We start from the raw sequence: 17,317 nt of genomic DNA, 5'->3' as shown, positions 1-17,317 counted from the left end.
GGAGCGATTATGCTGCATCGTCTGTGGACGTTGATTATTAAGGAGCTGCAATCGCTGCTGCGCGATCCGCAAACGCGCTCCATTCTGGTGCTGCCCGTTATCCTCCAGGTTTCGCTGTTTCCTTTCGCCGCAACGCTCGACGTGACCAACGCGACCATTGCGATTTACAGCGAAGACAGCGGCCCTCACGCGATAGAACTGACGCAGCGCTTTGCCAAGGCCAAGTCCTTTTCTCACGTGCTGATGCTGCATAACTCGCAGGATATTGCACCGACGCTGGATAATCAGCACGCGCTTCTGATCCTGCGCTTTCCGCCGCAGTTCTCGCGCGAGATCGCCAGCGGGAACAGCACATCGCTCCAACTTATTCTGGACGGCAGACGCTCTAACAGCGCACAGATCGCCGCTAATGCCGTGCAGCACATCGTGCGGGACTATCAGTTGGCATTGCTGGCGGCCAGACCGGTTCAAAGCGGCGCGAATCAGAGCACGTCCAATCCAAACAACAGCGAGCTGGTGGTACGTCACTGGTATAACCCAAATCTGGACTACAAATGGTTTGTGGTGCCGTCGCTGATTGCCATGATTGCCACTATCGGCGTGCTGATTGTTACGGCGCTTTCCGTGGCACGCGAGCGGGAACAGGGTACGCTGGAACAGCTGCTGGTTTCACCGCTGTCCACCAGCCAGATATTTATTGGCAAAGCGGTACCCGCGCTGATTGTCGCCACGTTTCAGGCCACGATCGTGCTGCTGGCGGGCATACTGATTTTCCATATCCCTTTCGCCGGATCGCTGCTGCTCTTTTACACCACGATGCTCATCTATGGCCTGTCGCTGGTCGGCTTCGGTCTGCTGATTTCCTCACTCTGCTCAACGCAGCAGCAGGCATTTATCGGCGTGTTCGTCTTCCTGATGCCCGCGATTCTGCTTTCCGGCTATGTGTCGCCGGTTGAGAACATGCCGATCTGGTTGCAGCATCTCACCTGGATTAACCCGATCCGCCACTTCACCGACATCACCAAGCAGATTTACCTCAAGGATGCAGATTTCAGCATTATCTGGGGCAGTTTATGGCCGCTGTTTATCATCACGCTGACCACAGGCTCAGCAGCCTACGCCATTTTCAGGCGGAATATCGCGTAATAGCGGGTAAGGGAAAAAGATGACCAAGTGGCGTAAAAAATTGTGCTGAGGTGGCGTGACCGCCGTGTGAGCGGCAGGACGCCGCGAAAGCCAGTGCCGCGTCGAGAACGCGTCACTGGCAGCACGAATAGCGATCACGATCGCCGAAGGCACCGCGTAGCGGCACAATTAGCGCCAAACAGCCATAGGTCAAGGAGCTGCGGCAGCTGAGCGCTCCTTGTCGGGCGTGTGATGAGTCACAAAAAACGCTATGTTTGACACGCCCGAAACCTTTGCACGGATTCACATAACGCAGTGAAGCCTTTAGATTACAGCCTTGCCCTTAACGACGATTACCGAAAATACGCAGCAGCATCAGGAACAGGTTGATGAAGTCGAGGTACAGGGTCAACGCGCCGACGATAGAGTATTTACGGAAGCTGTCTTTGTCATCAACAGACAGCTGCTCGCCGATATTTTTCAGCTTCTGGGTGTCATACGCGGTCAGACCGACAAACACCACAACCCCGATATAGGTCACGGCCCACATCAGCGCTTCGCTTTTCAGCCACAAGTTCACCAGCGAGGCCAGCACAATCCCGATCAGCGCCATGAACAGCATGCTGCCGAAGCCGCTCAAATCACGCTTCGTGGTGTAGCCGTACAGGCTCATCGCCCCGAACATCCCCGCCGTAATAACGAAGGTGCTGGCGATGGATTCACCGGAGTACATGATGAAAATGCTGGAGAGCGTCAGCCCCGTCAGCGCGGAATAAAGCATAAACAGCGACGTGGCGACCGTACCGCTCAGGCGCTGTACCATGCCGGAAATCACAAAGACCAGCCCCAGTTGGGCAATGATCAGGCCGAAGAACGTGATCTGGCTGGAGAAAACAAAATTCAGTACGGCGGGCGTATTCGCCGCATACCAGGAGACGAACGCCGTCAGCAGCAGGCCGCAGGTCATCCAGCCATAAACCTGTGCCATATAGGCCTGGAGACCCGTCTGCGAGCGTTCAACAATCGAACCCGAGCGTGGATATCTGTCCATGATGTTACCTTTGCATAAAGTTATCTGATTAACGCGGCGCGAACCGCCCGTTTGAGGATCGAGACGACATATTCTTTCCCCACCATCCTTTTATCCTAACACAGAAATGGACTACCAGCGCTGCGCGGCCTGCTTATCACTGTCGCGTGATTCCACCCAGCGTTCGCCTTCCGGCGTCGCTTCCCGCTTCCAGAATGGCGCGCGAGTTTTCAGGTAATCCATAATAAATTGGGCGGCATCGAACGCCGCGCTGCGGTGAGCGGCACTCACGCCAACAAACACAATTTCATCGCCCGGATAAAGAGCGCCCACTCGATGAATCACGCTCACACGCGGCAGTTCCCAGCGCTCGCGAGCCAGTTCAACAATCTCCTCCAGCGCCTTTTCCGTCATGCCGGGGTAATGTTCCAGCGTCAACGCGCTGACGTCTTTTGCCAGATTGTGATTACGCACCTTACCGGTGAACGTCACCACTGCGCCGTCTTCATCACACTGCGCCAGCCACTGATATTCATCCCCTACGTTGAAGTTCTCTTCACCAACCCGAATACGCGTCTCTGCCACGATCAACCTCCCGTTACCGGTGGGAAAAACGCCACTTCATCGCCATCCTGTAACGGGTGCGAGAGCTCAACCAGCGACTGGTTCACCGCAGCCAGCAGCTTGCCCGACTCCAGAGCCAGCGCCCAGCGTGCACCGCGTTGGCACAGCGACTGTCGGACATCTTCTACGGTGGCATACTCGGCAGGCAGCGACAGGCTGTCTGTCTCGATCAGTTCACGGACTTGTGCAAAAAACAGAACCTTAATCATGATCCCTCCGCCGTAAAGTCGCCGGATTTGCCGCCGCTTTTCGCCAGCAGGCGCACCGGACCTATCACCATGTCTTTCTGCACGGCCTTGCACATGTCATAGATAGTCAGCGCAGCGACGGAAGCCGCCGTCAGCGCTTCCATCTCCACACCGGTTTTTCCCGTCAGGCGGCACACGGATTCGATACGAACCCGATTGTGCTCCGGCTGTGCTTCCAGCTCGACAGCAACTTTGCTCAGCAACAGCGGATGACAAAGCGGAATCAATTCCCAGGTGCGTTTCGCCGCCTGAATCCCGGCGATACGCGCGGTGGCAAACACATCGCCCTTGTGGTGGCTGCCGGCAATAATCATCGCCAGCGTCTGCGGTGCCATTTCAACGAAGGCTTCCGCGCGGGCTTCGCGCACGGTTTCAGCTTTGGCGGACACATCCACCATCGCGGCTTCGCCAGCGGCATTAATGTGGGTCAATTGTGGGTTAGATGATGACATAGTGAATAAGGCTTACCGTTAAGAGGATTTTTTCAAGTGCGGGTAAAAATTGCACGGCTTCTGGCGCGCATCCAACTGTTCCTGAATGATGCGTTCCCATGCGGTGCGACAGGCACGAGTCGACCCCGGCATGGCGAAAATAACCGTCTGGTTAGCCAGACCGGCAAGCGCACGGGATTGCAGCGTCGCCGTACCAATATCTTCATACGACACCATGCGAAACAGCTCGCCGAAGCCTTCAATTTCACGGTCAAACAAGACGCCAATGGCTTCCGGCACCACATCCCCTGCGGTAAAGCCCGTCCCACCATTAATCAAAATGCCCTGCACCTTGTCGTTGGCAATCCACGCCGAGATCTGCGCCCGAATCTGGTACAGGTTCTCTTTCACGATGGCGCTGTCAACGATGTGATGCCCCGCAGACTGCGCTGCTTCACGCAGATAGTCGCCGGAGGTGTCATCTTCCGCCGTGCGGCGTTCGGAAACGGTCAGAACCGCAAGATTGAGAGAAACAAATTCGCTGCTGACTTTGCTCATGTCAGGCTCCTTTAAGAATCAGTGATGTCGCGGATTAACCGCCGATAAATGACAGGTTTTGCGTGATGCCGCTATTCCCTTCATGCAGGAAATGGGTCTGCTTTTTCGCCGACAGCCCGCCCGAGATACGCATTTTCAAATCATCGAGGTGACGATCGTCAGCCAGTAAATCGCGCAGCGGAATACCCTGTTCGCCAAAGAGGCACAGGTGAAGATTCCCCACGGCAGAAACCCGCAGACGGTTGCAGCTCAGGCAGAAATCTTTCTCATACGGCATAATCAGCCCGATTTCGCCCTGATAGTCAGGATGGCTAAATACCTGTGCCGGGCCGTCGCTGCGTGCGCGTTGTTGTTGTTGCCAGCCTTGCTGCAACAGCTGCTGGCGAATTACTTCTCCGGAAACGTGATGACGGCGGAACATATCGCCCCCTTCCCCTGTTTCCATCAACTCAATAAAGCGTAGTTGAATCGGGCGGTGTTTAATCCAGTCGAGAAAGGTTTGCAGGCTGCCCGCGTTCACATCCCGCATCAGCACCGTGTTAACTTTGACCTTGGCAAAGCCACAGTCAAAGGCGGCGTCGATGCCGTCCATCACCTGCCGGAATTTGTCCTGCCCGGTAATCGCGTGAAACTGGCGTGCATCCAGACTGTCCACGCTCACGTTCAGCGCCGTTAGCCCTGCATCGCGCCACTGTGCGGCATCCCGCGCAAGGCGATAGCCGTTGGTGGTGACGGCCAGCGTACGAATCGCCGGATTTTCACGAATGGCTGCGATGATATCGACAAAGTCGCGGCGCAGAGACGGTTCACCGCCGGTAAGACGAACTTTTTCCGTCCCTAATTCGGCAAAGGCGCGGCTGACGCGACGAATTTCATCGAGTGATAAAAAGCGATGTGGATTAGTACCATTGGCCTGATAACCATCCGGCAGACAGTAGGTACAGCGAAAATTGCAGACGTCTGTGATAGACAGACGCAAATAGTAGAACTTGCGCGCAAACGCATCAGTCAGTTGACTCACCATAAACACCTTTCCAAATACGGGAGATGCAGGCATTTCTGCCTCGCACCCTGGTGACCGCGAAGGCCACGGCCAGGGCACCGTATCACGCGCAATCAGCGCATCACTTAGGCACCAAGGCTAGGAGTTTGATTCCTATCAGTTTCCGTTAAACCGCAGCGAGATAACCGATCAAGAATCGTGATTTCATTAAGCAGTCTACTGCGAAAAAGCACAGTCAACCACTCTCAAAAGCGATATATAATTAAATATATAGCGAATTTTCAATATCTTATGGTGTACAGCATACGGAAAAATACGCGGCAGAAATTGTCTCAGGTCATGCCTGCGTGAGGATTTTTCGCGTTTTAAGGTTAAATCAGCTACCTTAGCGACAATTCTTATACCCTAAATAATTCGAGTTTCAGGCAGGCGGCAAGAGAAGGCATCCCGATGAGCTTACTCAGGTAAGTGATTCGGGTGACTTAGCGCAGCCAACGCACATGCAACTTGCAGTATGACGGGTATACACGTTATTCATATTCCTCTGACTTATTCATAAGGTTTTCTATGCGCAATCGCACGTTGGCCGACCTCGACAGGGTTGTCGCACTCGGAGGCGGACACGGTTTAGGTCGTGTGATGTCTTCGCTCTCTTCCCTGGGTTCACGGCTAACCGGCATTGTCACAACGACAGATAACGGCGGTTCAACTGGCCGTATTCGTCGCTCTGAAGGCGGCATTGCCTGGGGCGATACTCGTAACTGCCTGAATCAACTCATTACGACGCCCAGCGTGGCATCTGCGATGTTTGAGTATCGGTTTAACGGTAACGGGGAACTTGCCGGACACAATCTGGGGAACCTGATGCTGAAAGCGCTCGACCACCTGAGCGTGCGTCCGCTGGAAGCCATTAACCTGATTCGCAACCTGCTCAAAGTGGACGCCTTTTTAATTCCGATGTCCGAACATCCTGTCGATTTGATGGCAATTGATGAACAAGGCAATCCTGTTTATGGTGAAGTCGAGATCGATCAGTTGGCAGCCTTGCCACAGGACTTGATGCTGTACCCGACGGTGCAGGCTACGCGCGAAGCGATTGATGCCATCGCAAAAGCCGACCTGATTTTGATTGGTCCCGGCAGCTTTCTGACCAGTCTGATGCCGCTGTTGCTGCTGGACGATCTGACACAGGCGCTCCGCCGCACGCCCGCCCCCATGGTATACATCGGTAATCTGGGCAGCGAGCTGAGCAACCCTGCTGCCCGTCTAACGCTGGTGGAGAAGCTATCCTGGATTGAGCACAAGGTAGGGAAACCCGTGGTTGATGCCGCGATTGTCGGTCCAAAAGTCGATATCAGCCAGATTGGCGACCGGCTGGTCGTGCAACAGGCGCTGGCCGCAGAAGATGTTCCTCACCATCACGACCGTGAGTTACTGCGCCAGGCCATCGATCGTGCGCTACAGCTGCTGGGCTCTCAATCCCGCAGCCACGGTGTATAAGTCACGCCAACCAGAATGCCTTCGGGACTCAGGAAACGTGTGACCTGCTGTCCCCAGGGTTCAAGCCGGTTTTCCACCAGCAATACATAGCCTTGCGCTTTCAGCGTGCTGGTTGCTTCCACCATGTCAGCCACTTCGAACTCCAGCCAGCTTTGTGGCTCAGGATGTTGTGCAGGCCAACTTTCCTGTCCGAAACAGGATTCGCTAGCCTGTGACAGCGGCCATAACGCGAAATGCTTCACGCCTTCCATCTCATCGCTCACCAGATAGTCGCTCCCTTCCGCAACGGGCTTCAGCGGCAACTTCAGCGTATCAACATAGAGCGCATGGCTGGCAGAAAGTGATTTCACGATCGGCCCAAAACCTGCCACAAACAGTACCTCAACACCCGATATAGAATGATCCATCATTGCTCCTTAGTGAACGCCTGCATCGTTAGGATACCGCGATAAATTGTGCGCGCAGTGCTTGCACTTCATCGCGCAGAGCGGCTGCCTCTTCAAATTCAAGGTTCTGCGCGTGCGTCAACATCTTGCTTTCCAACTCGCGGATTTTCAGTTCCAGCGCCTTCGGCGTCATGAGTTCATAACGTGCTGCTGGCTCTGCCGCTTTACGATTGCCACGCCCTTTGCCTTTGTTCGCCGACTGACCCAATTGCAGGATATCGGAAATCTTCTTATTGATTCCCTGAGGCACAATCCCATGCTCGGTGTTGTAGGCTTCCTGCTTCTCGCGGCGACGCTCCGTTTCACCAATCGCTTTCGCCATTGACGCCGTAATCCTATCGCCGTAAAGAATGGCTTTGCCACGCAGGTTACGTGCCGCACGGCCAATCGTCTGGATCAGGGAACGTTCAGAGCGCAGGAAACCTTCTTTATCGGCATCCAGAATCGCCACCAGCGACACTTCAGGCATATCCAGCCCTTCTCGCAGCAGGTTGATACCCACCAGCACGTCGAACTCGCCAAGGCGTAAATCACGGATGATTTCCACACGTTCGACGGTATCGATATCCGAGTGCAGATAACGTACCCGCTCGCCGTGTTCTTCCAGATATTCCGTCAGGTCTTCCGCCATTCGCTTGGTCAGCGTGGTTACCAGCACCCGTTCGTTAATCGCGGCACGCAGACGAATTTCGGAAAGCAGATCGTCCACCTGTGTTGCGACAGGCCGCACTTCGATGATGGGATCGAGCAATCCGGTGGGACGCACCACCTGATCGATCACTTCACCGCCCGATTTTTCCAATTCATAGTTACCCGGCGTCGCAGACACGTAGATCGTCTGTGGAGCCAGCGCTTCAAACTCTTCAAATTTCATCGGTCGGTTATCCAGCGCAGAAGGCAGCCGGAAACCGTATTCGACCAGCGTCTCTTTACGCGCGCGGTCGCCGCGATACATACCGCCGATTTGAGGCACGGTGACGTGGGATTCATCGATGACCAGCAGCCCGTCCGCAGGCAGATAGTCAAACAGCGTCGGTGGCGGCTCGCCAGGACCGCGACCGGAAAGGTAGCGTGAGTAGTTTTCGATACCGGAGCAGTAACCCAGCTCGTTCATCATCTCCAGATCAAACTGCGTGCGCTGACTCAGCCGCTGCTCTTCCACCAGCTTGTCATTGGCCAGCAGCACCTTTTTACGGTCGGCCAGTTCAACCTTGATCTCTTCCATCGCCTGCAAAATACGCTCACGCGGCGTGACGTAGTGCGTTTTTGGATAGATGGTATAGCGCGGCACCGTCTGGAGGACGTGACCTGTCAGCGGGTCAAACAGCGACAACCGCTCGACTTCCTCATCGAACAGTTCAACACGCAGCGCGATTTCGTCAGATTCCGCAGGGAAGATATCAATCACCTCACCGCGCACGCGGAACGTGCCGCGCTGAAACGCCTGATCGTTGCGGGCATACTGTAATTCCGCCAGACGTCGCAAAATAGCGCGCTGGTCAATCAGCATCCCCTGCGTCAGGTGCAACATCATTTTCAGATAGAGATCGGGATCGCCCAGACCATAGATCGCGGATACCGAGGCCACGACGATCACATCGCGCCGCTCCAGCAGCGCTTTTGTTGCAGAAAGACGCATCTGTTCAATATGTTCGTTAACCGACGCATCTTTTTCGATGAAGGTATCTGAGCTTGGAACGTAGGCTTCTGGCTGATAATAGTCGTAGTACGAGACGAAGTATTCGACGGCATTATCAGGAAAGAATTCTTTCATTTCGCCATACAGCTGGGCTGCCAGCGTTTTATTCGGCGCCAACATCATCGTCGGCCGATTGAGATCGGCAATCACATTGGCGATCGTGAACGTCTTACCTGAACCAGTTACCCCGAGCAGCGTTTGGTGCGCTAACCCGTCTTCCAGGCCCTCTTTTAAACGACGAATGGCCTCAGGCTGATCGCCTGCCGGTTTAAAGTCGGAATTCAGTGTAAATACTTTACTCATCGTTAAGCACGCTACTTATCGTTATTACCCATCGCGCAATGCGACGTTCGTGGATGGATGCTCGGAACTTTATTTTGAATGCCAATGACGAAATTCGCCACCGCAATGATACTGGATATAAAAACAGCATCAAGGAAATTATCGCTGGATTGGATGATTAATCGACAAATGAATTTGCTAGCACATTCATATTCAATCTACCAGATAAAAACATCATCATTTATCCCCAGATTTGGTAAAAATGTAACATGCGTGGATGACCGATGACGTTAATTTATGCAACTACGCCCCATTGATGTTCAAGACGCTTGATTTTACTTAAGCATATGATAATAAATAGATTAGCAAAAGCGTGGAGAATAGCGTCAACCTGGCGACAACCCGCGCCAGCTCTCGGTTGAGGCGCGTTGTCTATCCATAATACACATAGTTATCCACAGAAATGGTGGATAACTCCCACAACCCCGCATCAGCACTGAGTTAGAGAAATACCCGCTTCATTCACGATTCCCCCTGATATGGATTTTCTTCACACTCTTTCTGTGATTTATCGCATAAGTATTAGACGGAAAAAGACTAAAAACAGCAGAGGGCTAAATCGCAACAATTCAGGCGTAGCGGGGAGTGAGGGGAAAATTCAAGAAGGTTTTAGCTATTAATCGGCATGGAAATGTAGGTTTTACACGCATGAAACAGATGCCGGTAAAAAACAACAAAAACCGTTGCTTGATTAAACGCAGGCGAAGGGTTGCTAAAAACGCTCATCGCTACAACGATGGCAACAGTACCACCTGCATACTGACAGTCTTTCTCTCCAAATCCACAGATAGCACTATTCTCTTGGTGCTATCCTTACTCAGCCACTCTTCCCAACCTTGCTCTACCTTTTCACGGGTACAACCGATGGAAATAAGGTAATCCCTCAACGAGGCAACATCCGTGGTGTCTTCAAAATGAACTGCACTCACTTCCGATGCAGGGCCCTCAGGAGGCGCGTTCACAAATTGATAAACCGCCGATATGCGCGGCGCGCCTTTGACGATATCGTCAGTGAGTTCTTCGTAGAGGGCTTTGTCTTCCATGGTGTAGTGGTTACTTTCAAGATCAAAGCCTGAAAAAAACCACCACAGCAACCCCACCGCGATGATACAAGCCATACCCAGGTCACACAGAAATCGATATAGCGTCGCCATTTATCCTCCCCAAAAGCACCTATGTCCCCCAGTTCATCATCATCACCACGACGGTGGCGGCAATCGAATTTCCAAACCCACTGTTTTTCCCTTTGGGTCGACAAAAATCGTTATTGCTTTGGTCTTATCCTTACTTAGCCAGTTTTCGACATTGACTTCAGTCCTCTCAAGGGTACAACCGATGGAAATAAGGTAATCCCTCAACGAGGCAACATCCGTGGTGTCTTCAAAATACACCGCGCTCACTTCCGATGCCGATTCCTGTGGTGGATAGTAAACAAACCGATAGTTTGTCGAGATGCGCGGCGTGCCTTTGACGATATCGTCAGTGAGTGTTTCGTACAGGGCTTGGTCCTCCACTGTGTAAAATTCAAAACCAGAATCAAAACCAGAATCAGAACCAGTCGAAAACCACCACAACAACCCCACAGCGATGAGACAACCCATAAGCAGATTTTGCAGCAAACGATATAGCGTCGCCATTTACCCTCCTGAGAATTTCAGGTGCCACCCGGTTCCATCATCAATCACAGTATCAACCCGTTCAGACGGAACAGAAGCATAGGGTTTTATTCTCGTCATAAATGCAGGCAACACGCCAAAATAGGGCTGCGCATTCGGGTTCCGCTCTGGATCGGGGAAGAGCAGCGGCCTGAATGATTTATTCTTGAACATCCCGATAGAGCCGTAAAAATCCCAGCGTTTTAATGCCTCATCCCTGCTAATCGGTTTGAGTTCAGAGAAGTAATGTATGCCATCAACAACGCGATAAAAGCCCAATAAATCCGAGACGAGATCTTCGCCGCTAAACCCGCTGTCTGTGAAAAAATTAAACGGAAAGCCATCTTGGAACCCCTCAAAACGGGGAGCGACTTTCATCATCATCGCTAACGCGATGCTGAACTGTTCGCTACGTGATACACCTTTCTTGATGCGCCAGACGGTATATTTAGATGTACCGATTCTTTTCCTAAATTTCCGCATATCCTGGAAATATTTCACATCATAATACGGTTTATCCCCACTCTCGCCAGCCTCAAATTGCAGTAACAACTTTCTGATATCATCGCCTTGGGCATGACCTAAATCAATCCAGCCAAGCACTTCGGTATAAATTAACCCACTCTTACTTGACGATGCCGGTAGGCCATCCACGATCTCTGATCGTTTACTCATAAATTATCAACGCCTTCTTATTACAGGCAATAGCGCCGAAAGATAACTGCAGCCAAAATGAAATGAAGAAGTCATCACTTCACATAACGGTATCTTGCCAGAACAGATAGGAACTGGTGCGTGCAGCCACATGTTCCCATTCAATGGTGTGAAATTTAAAAGACACACTTTCGCTCGGTTGCAAATCGTTGTGCGTTAAAGAATTAGGATACACAGCATTAATGGCAGAAATAATTCCGCCTAATAACCTTATTTTAAAATACAGTTCATTACCGCCCGCCATGGCGGTCCGATAAAGAGACAGTTCACAGGTTAATTTTTCTTTATCACCCAGAGCCTGGGATAATAGCGGCGTGGATTTATCGATGGGTTTTCTGATTTGGAGGGGATAGAATGAAACGTTATCTTCCCGCATAACGCTGGTATTTAATTCGTAAACAAAAATCTCATCTTCGTGTCCAGACTGATGCAGGTTGCCTATCGACGCCATGGTGGAGCACCCTGCTGATATCAACCCTTGTTTATCACCAGTAAGTGAAAGATAAATAATGTTTGCCATGATACATTCCTTGGACCATGTTAGTTGTTCGCATAAGTATTTTAATAAAAAACATATAAGAAATGTTACGGAATTTATTCTATCACTATTATTTCACAAACAACCAGTCATTAATAAAACATAGCTTTTAAAACAAGCAATGGATTAGCACTTTCATTAAAAACACCGAACTAATCCATTGAGTGAAGGAATAATAAGTAACGTCTTTATCATTCAGCATGAAATTATCAGCTGAGAATAAAAAATATATCCCATTTTTTTAGTGACGTTACTCATTTCGCTAATAATGTAATATCAATATACTGCCCCAAATTATGCAACTGAAGATCCAATACATAAGGAATTTCGCCCAGCATCGGCGCGGGCAGGCGCTGTTGCAGCGTTTGCAGATACGGCTGGTGCCATTTTCCGGGTGGCGTGATGTCATTAGCAATCCAGCCGCCAAGGCGCAGGCCCGCGTGTTGAATGGCGTGAGCCGTTAACATCGCGTGGTTGATACACCCCAGCTTGATGCCAACCACCAAAATCACGGGAAGCTGTTCCTGAACCACCCAGTCGGCAAACGTTTCCTGATCTGACAACGGCGTAAACCACCCGCCAGCGCCTTCGACCAACAGCCAATCCGCCTGCGTTTCTAATGCCCGTAGCCCTGCGGACAACGCTGGGAGCTGGATAGGCCGCTGCTCCACCGCACTGATAATATGCGGTGACGTCGGTTCCATAAACGCCAGCGGGTTCACCGCCTGATACTCCAGTTGAACGCTGCTGTTGGCCTGAAGCGCCAGCGCATCGCTGTTGCGAATGCCATCGACCGTCATTTCACAGCCAGACGCCACGGGTTTATAGCCTGCGGTACGGTATCCAGCCTGATTGGCAGCCTGAAGCAGCGCCGTACTCGCGACCGTTTTCCCAACCTCGGTATCCGTGCCCGTCACAAACCAGCGCTCAATCACGATAAATCACTCCATAAACCAGTTGATAGCTGAGCGGGTAACCGCCCTGCTCTTGCGGATAGTGGGCAGACAGCGCCGCCAGACGTGCCCGGCTTAATAGTCCCGGCGTACGCCCTTCGTGCAGCCAGGTCGCACCAATCCCCTTCAGCGATTTCATCAACGTCAATACATCGGGGAAAAGGCAGACCTCACGTTCTTGTACTAAATGATGTCGGTAAGGCTGACAGGCCGCGTCGATAGCCGAGAGCGGCAGAAAACGATTCGTCCGCTGCGTGCCGTCTAGACGCTGCCATGCCTGCGACAGTTCGCTTAAGGAGCCGTCCGCCAGCGTCGCAAACGCAATCACGCCCCCCGGTCGTGTAACCCGATACAGCTCGGCCAGCGCACGCGGTAACGAGTCGCACCACTGCACGGCCAGATTGCTATAGCTGATGTCTACACAGCCATCCGCCAGCGGCAGGTTTTCGATATCCCCTTCCTGATAGCAGTCTGCTGCGTCCAGTTCACGGGCATACGCCAGCATGTCTACTGACAAATCTAGCGCGGTCACATAGTTACCCGCCTGACGCCAGTAGCGGCTAAAATGCCCGGTTCCGCAGCCCGCATCCAATACCTGTAAACCGCTGTGCGACGGCATCAATGCCAGCAGACGTTCTCCGCTAGTACGTTGCAGCTCGGCAAAACGATCGTAACACCCCGCCGCACGCCCAAACGCCTGCGCAATCGCCTGTTTGTTATAGTTTTCTGTCAACATGGTGCAATACCGTAAGCAAGCGACTGATATCATCCGGCTGATGTTCCGCCGTCAGCGTAATCCGCAGACGCGCGCTGCCGACAGGCACTGTCGGCGGACGCATCGCACTGACCCAGACGCCCTGTTCACGCAGATGGCTCATCAGATCCATTGCCCGCGCGTTCTCACCGACAATCAGCGGCTGAATCGCGCTCTGTGAATCCATCAGTTGACAGGACGAGTTGGGAAAGCCCGCGCGAAACTGGGCGATGTTGCGTTGTAGCGCCTCACGCCGCGCGTCACCCTGTCGGACACAGTTAACTGCCGTGCTGAGCGCACAGGCCTGCGCCGCAGGCATTGAGGTGCTGTAAATCAAATGACGAGCGAATTGCAGGAAGTATTCGGCCAGCGGTTCGGCGCACAGTACCGCCGCGCCGCTCACCCCAAACGCCTTGCCAAACGTGACAATTAGCAGTTCGGGTTTAACGCCCTGCTGCCAGCAACTACCGCGACCTTCATCACCCAGCACGCCAATTCCGTGTGCATCGTCCACCATCAGCCAGGCATCGTGCGCTCGGCACTGAGCCTGCAACGCCGACAGCGGTGCGGTATCACCATCCATGCTGAAAACGCCTTCGGTCACCACCAGCGTCTGGCCGTCCACTGGCTTTTCCAGCAGCGCTTGCAGGCTATCGACCTGATTGTGTTTAAAACGGCGCAGCGTCGCGGGTGACTGTGCAGCCGCTTCCAGCAGTGAAGCGTGGCTGAGCTTATCGGCGAAAATACGGTCTTCCGCCTGTGCCAGCGCGGCCACCACCGCCTGATTCGCGGCATAGCCGGAAATAAACAGCAGCGCACGCGGGTAGCCCAGCCAGTCGGCAAGCTGGTTTTCCAGCGCGGCATGGGCATCGGTATACCCCGTCACATGCCCGGAACCGCCGCTGCCAATACCGTATTGCTCCGCGCCCTGCTGCCAGGCGCGCACAATCTCTGGGTGGTGGCTCAGCCCCAGATAGTCGTTGCTGGAAAAATTCAGGTAGCAGCGATCGCCTTGCATCAGCCAGCGCCCGCTACCACCTTGATTCACCCGCCGCACACGGTAGGCATCATCGCGCTGGCGTTGTACCAGCGCGGCGTCAATACGTTGCTGCCAGCTCATGATTCAGTACGCCTTGCCCGATGGTTTGCAGGCTGGCCGTTATACCGCGGCATTATAAAATTGCTCGCTATCGGCGTTAATCAGCTGTTCTGCCAACCGCTGCTGCTGTTGGTTATCTCCGTATTCCGTCCCCGTCTGCTGCGGATTCAGACCTAATTTGAGGAACAGCGCCAGATCTTTGTCTTCTTTCGGGTTTGGCGTGGTAAGCAGTTTGCAGCCGTAGAAAATGGAGTTCGCCCCCGCCATAAAGCACATCGCCTGCGTTTGCTCGCTCATCTGCTCGCGTCCGGCAGACAGGCGTACATAGGAAGCCGGCATCATGATGCGTGCAACGGCAATAGTCCGAATAAAATCAAATGGATCGACATCATCATTATCCGCCAGCGGTGTGCCTTTCACCTTCACCAGCATGTTAATCGGCACGCTTTCCGGCGGCGTCGGCAGGTTAGCCAGTTGCACGAGCAGCCCGGCGCGGTCGCGCACGGTTTCCCCCAACCCAACGATGCCGCCCGAGCAGACTTTAATGCCCGCGCCGCGCACTTTATCCAGCGTATCCAGACGCTCCTGATACGTGCGGGTCGTGATGATGCTGCCGTAAAATTCTGGCGAGGTATCGAGGTTATGGTTATAGAAATCCAGCCCGGCAGAGGCTAGACGCGCAGCCTGATCGTTGTGCAGCGTTCCCAGTGTCATGCAGGTTTCCATTCCCATCGCTTTCACGCCTTGCACCATCTGTTCCAGATACGGCATGTCACGCTCGTGCGGGTTTTTCCACGCCGCACCCATACAAAAGCGCGTCGATCCTGCGGCTTTCGCCTGACGGGCTGACTCCAACACCTGTTCAACCTGCATCAGGCGTTCGGTATCAATTCCAGTGCGATAGCGGGAACTCTGCGGACAATACTTACAGTCCTCAGGACAGGAACCGGTTTTGATCGACAGTAGCGTACTAACCTGCACCTGACGGGGATCAAAATGCTGACGGTGGATCTGCTGCGCTTCAAACATCAGCTCCAGAAATGGTTTATTAAATAAGTCTTGCGCTTGCTCAAGCGTCCAGTACATGCGGTCAGCCATCTCGGCATCTCCAAACTAAAAACGTTTCGCCAGTGTAAATTAACCCGATATACTGTCAACCAAATAGAATCCATTTTGGTTTACGAAAGATCATCATGAGCCCGGAAGACATTGCTTTTGACCAACGCCACATTTGGCATCCCTATACCTCAATGACCGAACCGCTGCCCTGCTATCCGGTCGTATCGGCCAGCGGCGTCGAGCTTCAGTTGGATGACGGAAGTCGCCTGATTGACGGCATGTCATCGTGGTGGGCGGCGATTCACGGTTATAACCATCCGACGATCAATCAAGCGGTGCAAACCCAGCTCAGCCAGATGTCGCACGTGATGTTTGGCGGGATCACCCATCCGGCAGCGGTGGCGCTGTGCCGCCAACTGGTGGACATCACGCCGGATGCGTTGGAATGCGTGTTTCTGGCGGATTCCGGCTCGGTAGCCGTCGAAGTAGCGATGAAAATGGCGCTGCAATATTGGCAGGCACGCGGTGTAACCCGTCAGCGCTTTCTCACCCTGCGTCATGGCTACCACGGGGACACCTTCGGTGCGATGTCCGTGTGCGATCCGCAGAATTCGATGCACAGCTTGTATCAGGGTTATCTGCCGACCCACCTGTTTGTCGATTCACCGCCCTGCGCCGCAATCAACGAAGGCGGTTTTACCGACGACTGGCAGGAAGCGGAGATCGCGCCGCTACAGTCGATGCTGTCAGCGCACGCGCATGAGATTGCGGCCGTGATTCTGGAACCCATCGTACAAGGTGCGGGCGGCATGCGCTTTTATCATCCGGCCTATCTGCGCCGGGTACGGGAACTGTGCGATCAATGGGGGATCTTGCTGATTGCCGATGAGATCGCCACCGGCTTTGGCCGCACCGGCAAGCTGTTTGCCTGCGAACATGCAGGGATTTCACCCGATATTATGTGTCTGGGAAAAGCGCTGACCGGCGGTTATATGACGCTCTCCGCCACGCTGACCACTCGAATAGTGGCGGAAACCATCAGCAACGGCGCGGCAGGCTGTTTTATGCACGGCCCCACATTCATGGGCAATCCGCTCGCCTGCGCGGCAGCCAACGCCAGTTTGTCGCTGCTGGCGGAGAACCGCTGGCAGGACCAGGTCAAACAGATTGAACGGCAGCTACGAGAAGCGCTGCAACCCTGTGCGGATTCGCCGCTGGTGGCGAACGTTCGCGTGCTGGGCTCTATCGGCGTGGTGGAAACACAGCGTCCAGTTAATATGGCGCGGTTACAGCGTTTCTTTGTCGAACGTGGCGTGTGGATTCGCCCCTTTGGCCGACTCATTTATCTGATGCCGCCGTTTATCATTCAGCCTGATGAACTGCGTAAGTTGACCGACGCGGTCTGTGCCGCGATTCGTGATGAACGGCTATTTGACTAATCAGTCAGCCAAGGCGCACGCATTCGTGCGCCGAAAAATATGTCGCCTATTTCATCTCAAATGATAGCTATTTATTACCGCTCTTATAATTATGCACACG

Annotated in this window: 19 protein-coding genes and 1 riboswitch; of the genes, 3 read left to right on the top strand and 16 right to left on the bottom strand. The window is 53.3% G+C overall.

Translation table 11 applies throughout. From position 1 onward, the window contains the following. The first annotated feature begins 9 nt into the window (after nucleotides 1–9). A complete protein-coding gene (locus HP572_RS05745; protein WP_240585036.1) occupies nucleotides 10–1,146 on the top strand; it encodes an ABC transporter permease in 1,137 nt (378 codons plus the stop codon). Between the two features lie 322 nt (nucleotides 1,147–1,468). Here HP572_RS05745 and HP572_RS05740 read toward each other — a convergent pair whose 3' ends face one another. The 6 genes from HP572_RS05740 to moaA all read right to left on the bottom strand — a co-directional run bounded on the left by HP572_RS05740 (nucleotide 1,469) and on the right by moaA (nucleotide 5,040). Beyond that, nucleotides 1,469–2,176, bottom strand: coding sequence for a Bax inhibitor-1/YccA family protein (locus tag HP572_RS05740; RefSeq protein ID WP_095699095.1), 708 nt, complete (start codon nucleotides 2,174–2,176; stop codon nucleotides 1,469–1,471). A 111-nt stretch (nucleotides 2,177–2,287) separates the two neighbouring features. Further along, nucleotides 2,288–2,740 carry a molybdopterin synthase catalytic subunit MoaE gene (gene moaE, locus HP572_RS05735; RefSeq protein WP_240585035.1) on the bottom strand — a complete coding sequence of 151 codons (453 nt, stop codon included), beginning with the start codon at nucleotides 2,738–2,740 and terminating at the stop codon, nucleotides 2,288–2,290. Nucleotides 2,741–2,742: 2 nt separating this feature from the next. Next, nucleotides 2,743–2,988: a molybdopterin synthase sulfur carrier subunit gene (moaD, locus tag HP572_RS05730; protein WP_240585034.1), complete on the bottom strand. Its 246-nt coding sequence runs from the start codon at nucleotides 2,986–2,988 to the stop codon at nucleotides 2,743–2,745. Next, nucleotides 2,985–3,479, bottom strand: coding sequence for a cyclic pyranopterin monophosphate synthase MoaC (gene moaC / locus HP572_RS05725; RefSeq protein ID WP_240585033.1), 495 nt, complete (start codon nucleotides 3,477–3,479; stop codon nucleotides 2,985–2,987). The genes moaD and moaC overlap by 4 nt, the downstream gene beginning before the upstream one ends. Nucleotides 3,480–3,497: 18 nt before the next feature. After that, entirely contained in the window at nucleotides 3,498–4,016 is a 519-nt protein-coding gene (gene moaB / locus HP572_RS05720) for a molybdenum cofactor biosynthesis protein B (protein ID WP_240585032.1), read from the bottom strand. A gap of 34 nt (nucleotides 4,017–4,050) precedes the next feature. Continuing rightward, a complete protein-coding gene (moaA, locus tag HP572_RS05715) occupies nucleotides 4,051–5,040 on the bottom strand; it encodes a GTP 3',8-cyclase MoaA (protein ID WP_205551063.1) in 990 nt (329 codons plus the stop codon). Then, a riboswitch (molybdenum cofactor riboswitch) is annotated at nucleotides 5,028–5,176 on the bottom strand. (Overlaps the previous gene by 13 nt.) A gap of 410 nt (nucleotides 5,177–5,586) precedes the next feature. On the opposite strand from moaA, the gene yvcK reads away from it, so the two are divergent. Beyond that, nucleotides 5,587–6,519 carry a uridine diphosphate-N-acetylglucosamine-binding protein YvcK gene (yvcK, locus tag HP572_RS05710; RefSeq protein WP_240585031.1) on the top strand — a complete coding sequence of 311 codons (933 nt, stop codon included), beginning with the start codon at nucleotides 5,587–5,589 and terminating at the stop codon, nucleotides 6,517–6,519. On the opposite strand, the gene HP572_RS05705 is transcribed toward yvcK, so the two are convergent. The 10 genes from HP572_RS05705 to bioB all read right to left on the bottom strand — a co-directional run bounded on the left by HP572_RS05705 (nucleotide 6,495) and on the right by bioB (nucleotide 15,817). Continuing rightward, nucleotides 6,495–6,926, bottom strand: a complete 432-nt coding sequence (locus HP572_RS05705) for a glyoxalase (protein WP_240585701.1) — start codon at nucleotides 6,924–6,926, stop codon at nucleotides 6,495–6,497. The genes yvcK and HP572_RS05705 overlap by 25 nt on opposite strands. Before the next feature lie 28 nt (nucleotides 6,927–6,954). Further along, nucleotides 6,955–8,967 carry an excinuclease ABC subunit UvrB gene (gene uvrB / locus HP572_RS05700; protein WP_205551069.1) on the bottom strand — a complete coding sequence of 671 codons (2,013 nt, stop codon included), beginning with the start codon at nucleotides 8,965–8,967 and terminating at the stop codon, nucleotides 6,955–6,957. A 767-nt stretch (nucleotides 8,968–9,734) separates the two neighbouring features. Continuing rightward, complete coding sequence (locus HP572_RS05695) at nucleotides 9,735–10,160, bottom strand: hypothetical protein (protein WP_240585030.1); 426 nt, start codon at nucleotides 10,158–10,160, stop codon at nucleotides 9,735–9,737. Between the two features lie 42 nt (nucleotides 10,161–10,202). Beyond that, nucleotides 10,203–10,643 carry a hypothetical protein gene (locus HP572_RS05690; RefSeq protein ID WP_095699085.1) on the bottom strand — a complete coding sequence of 147 codons (441 nt, stop codon included), beginning with the start codon at nucleotides 10,641–10,643 and terminating at the stop codon, nucleotides 10,203–10,205. Next, complete coding sequence (locus tag HP572_RS05685; RefSeq protein WP_119889517.1) at nucleotides 10,644–11,336, bottom strand: hypothetical protein; 693 nt, start codon at nucleotides 11,334–11,336, stop codon at nucleotides 10,644–10,646. A gap of 79 nt (nucleotides 11,337–11,415) precedes the next feature. Then, a complete protein-coding gene (locus HP572_RS05680) occupies nucleotides 11,416–11,895 on the bottom strand; it encodes an Hcp family type VI secretion system effector (protein ID WP_240585029.1) in 480 nt (159 codons plus the stop codon). A gap of 272 nt (nucleotides 11,896–12,167) precedes the next feature. Beyond that, a complete protein-coding gene (gene bioD / locus HP572_RS05675; RefSeq protein ID WP_240585028.1) occupies nucleotides 12,168–12,848 on the bottom strand; it encodes a dethiobiotin synthase in 681 nt (226 codons plus the stop codon). Beyond that, on the bottom strand, nucleotides 12,841–13,602 hold the full coding sequence (gene bioC / locus HP572_RS05670; protein WP_240585027.1) for a malonyl-ACP O-methyltransferase BioC: 762 nt from the start codon (nucleotides 13,600–13,602) through the stop codon (nucleotides 12,841–12,843). Before bioC ends, bioD begins: the two co-directional genes overlap by 8 nt. After that, a complete protein-coding gene (gene bioF / locus HP572_RS05665) occupies nucleotides 13,583–14,740 on the bottom strand; it encodes an 8-amino-7-oxononanoate synthase (protein WP_240585026.1) in 1,158 nt (385 codons plus the stop codon). The genes bioC and bioF overlap by 20 nt, the downstream gene beginning before the upstream one ends. Before the next feature lie 39 nt (nucleotides 14,741–14,779). Beyond that, the gene (bioB, locus tag HP572_RS05660) at nucleotides 14,780–15,817 is read right to left on the bottom strand and encodes a biotin synthase BioB (RefSeq protein WP_205551081.1); all 1,038 of its coding nucleotides are present in this window, start codon (nucleotides 15,815–15,817) and stop codon (nucleotides 14,780–14,782) included. Nucleotides 15,818–15,912: 95 nt separating this feature from the next. Between bioB and bioA the strand changes: the two genes are divergently transcribed. Continuing rightward, entirely contained in the window at nucleotides 15,913–17,217 is a 1,305-nt protein-coding gene (bioA, locus tag HP572_RS05655; RefSeq protein WP_240585025.1) for an adenosylmethionine--8-amino-7-oxononanoate transaminase, read from the top strand. Nucleotides 17,218–17,317 lie beyond the last annotated feature (100 nt).

Source organism: Pectobacterium sp. PL64 (genome assembly GCF_022477975.1).
GTDB lineage: Bacteria > Pseudomonadota > Gammaproteobacteria > Enterobacterales > Enterobacteriaceae > Pectobacterium > Pectobacterium jejuense.
Note: the sequence above shows the minus strand (reverse complement) of the source record. Positions and strands in the feature narration are given on the sequence as shown.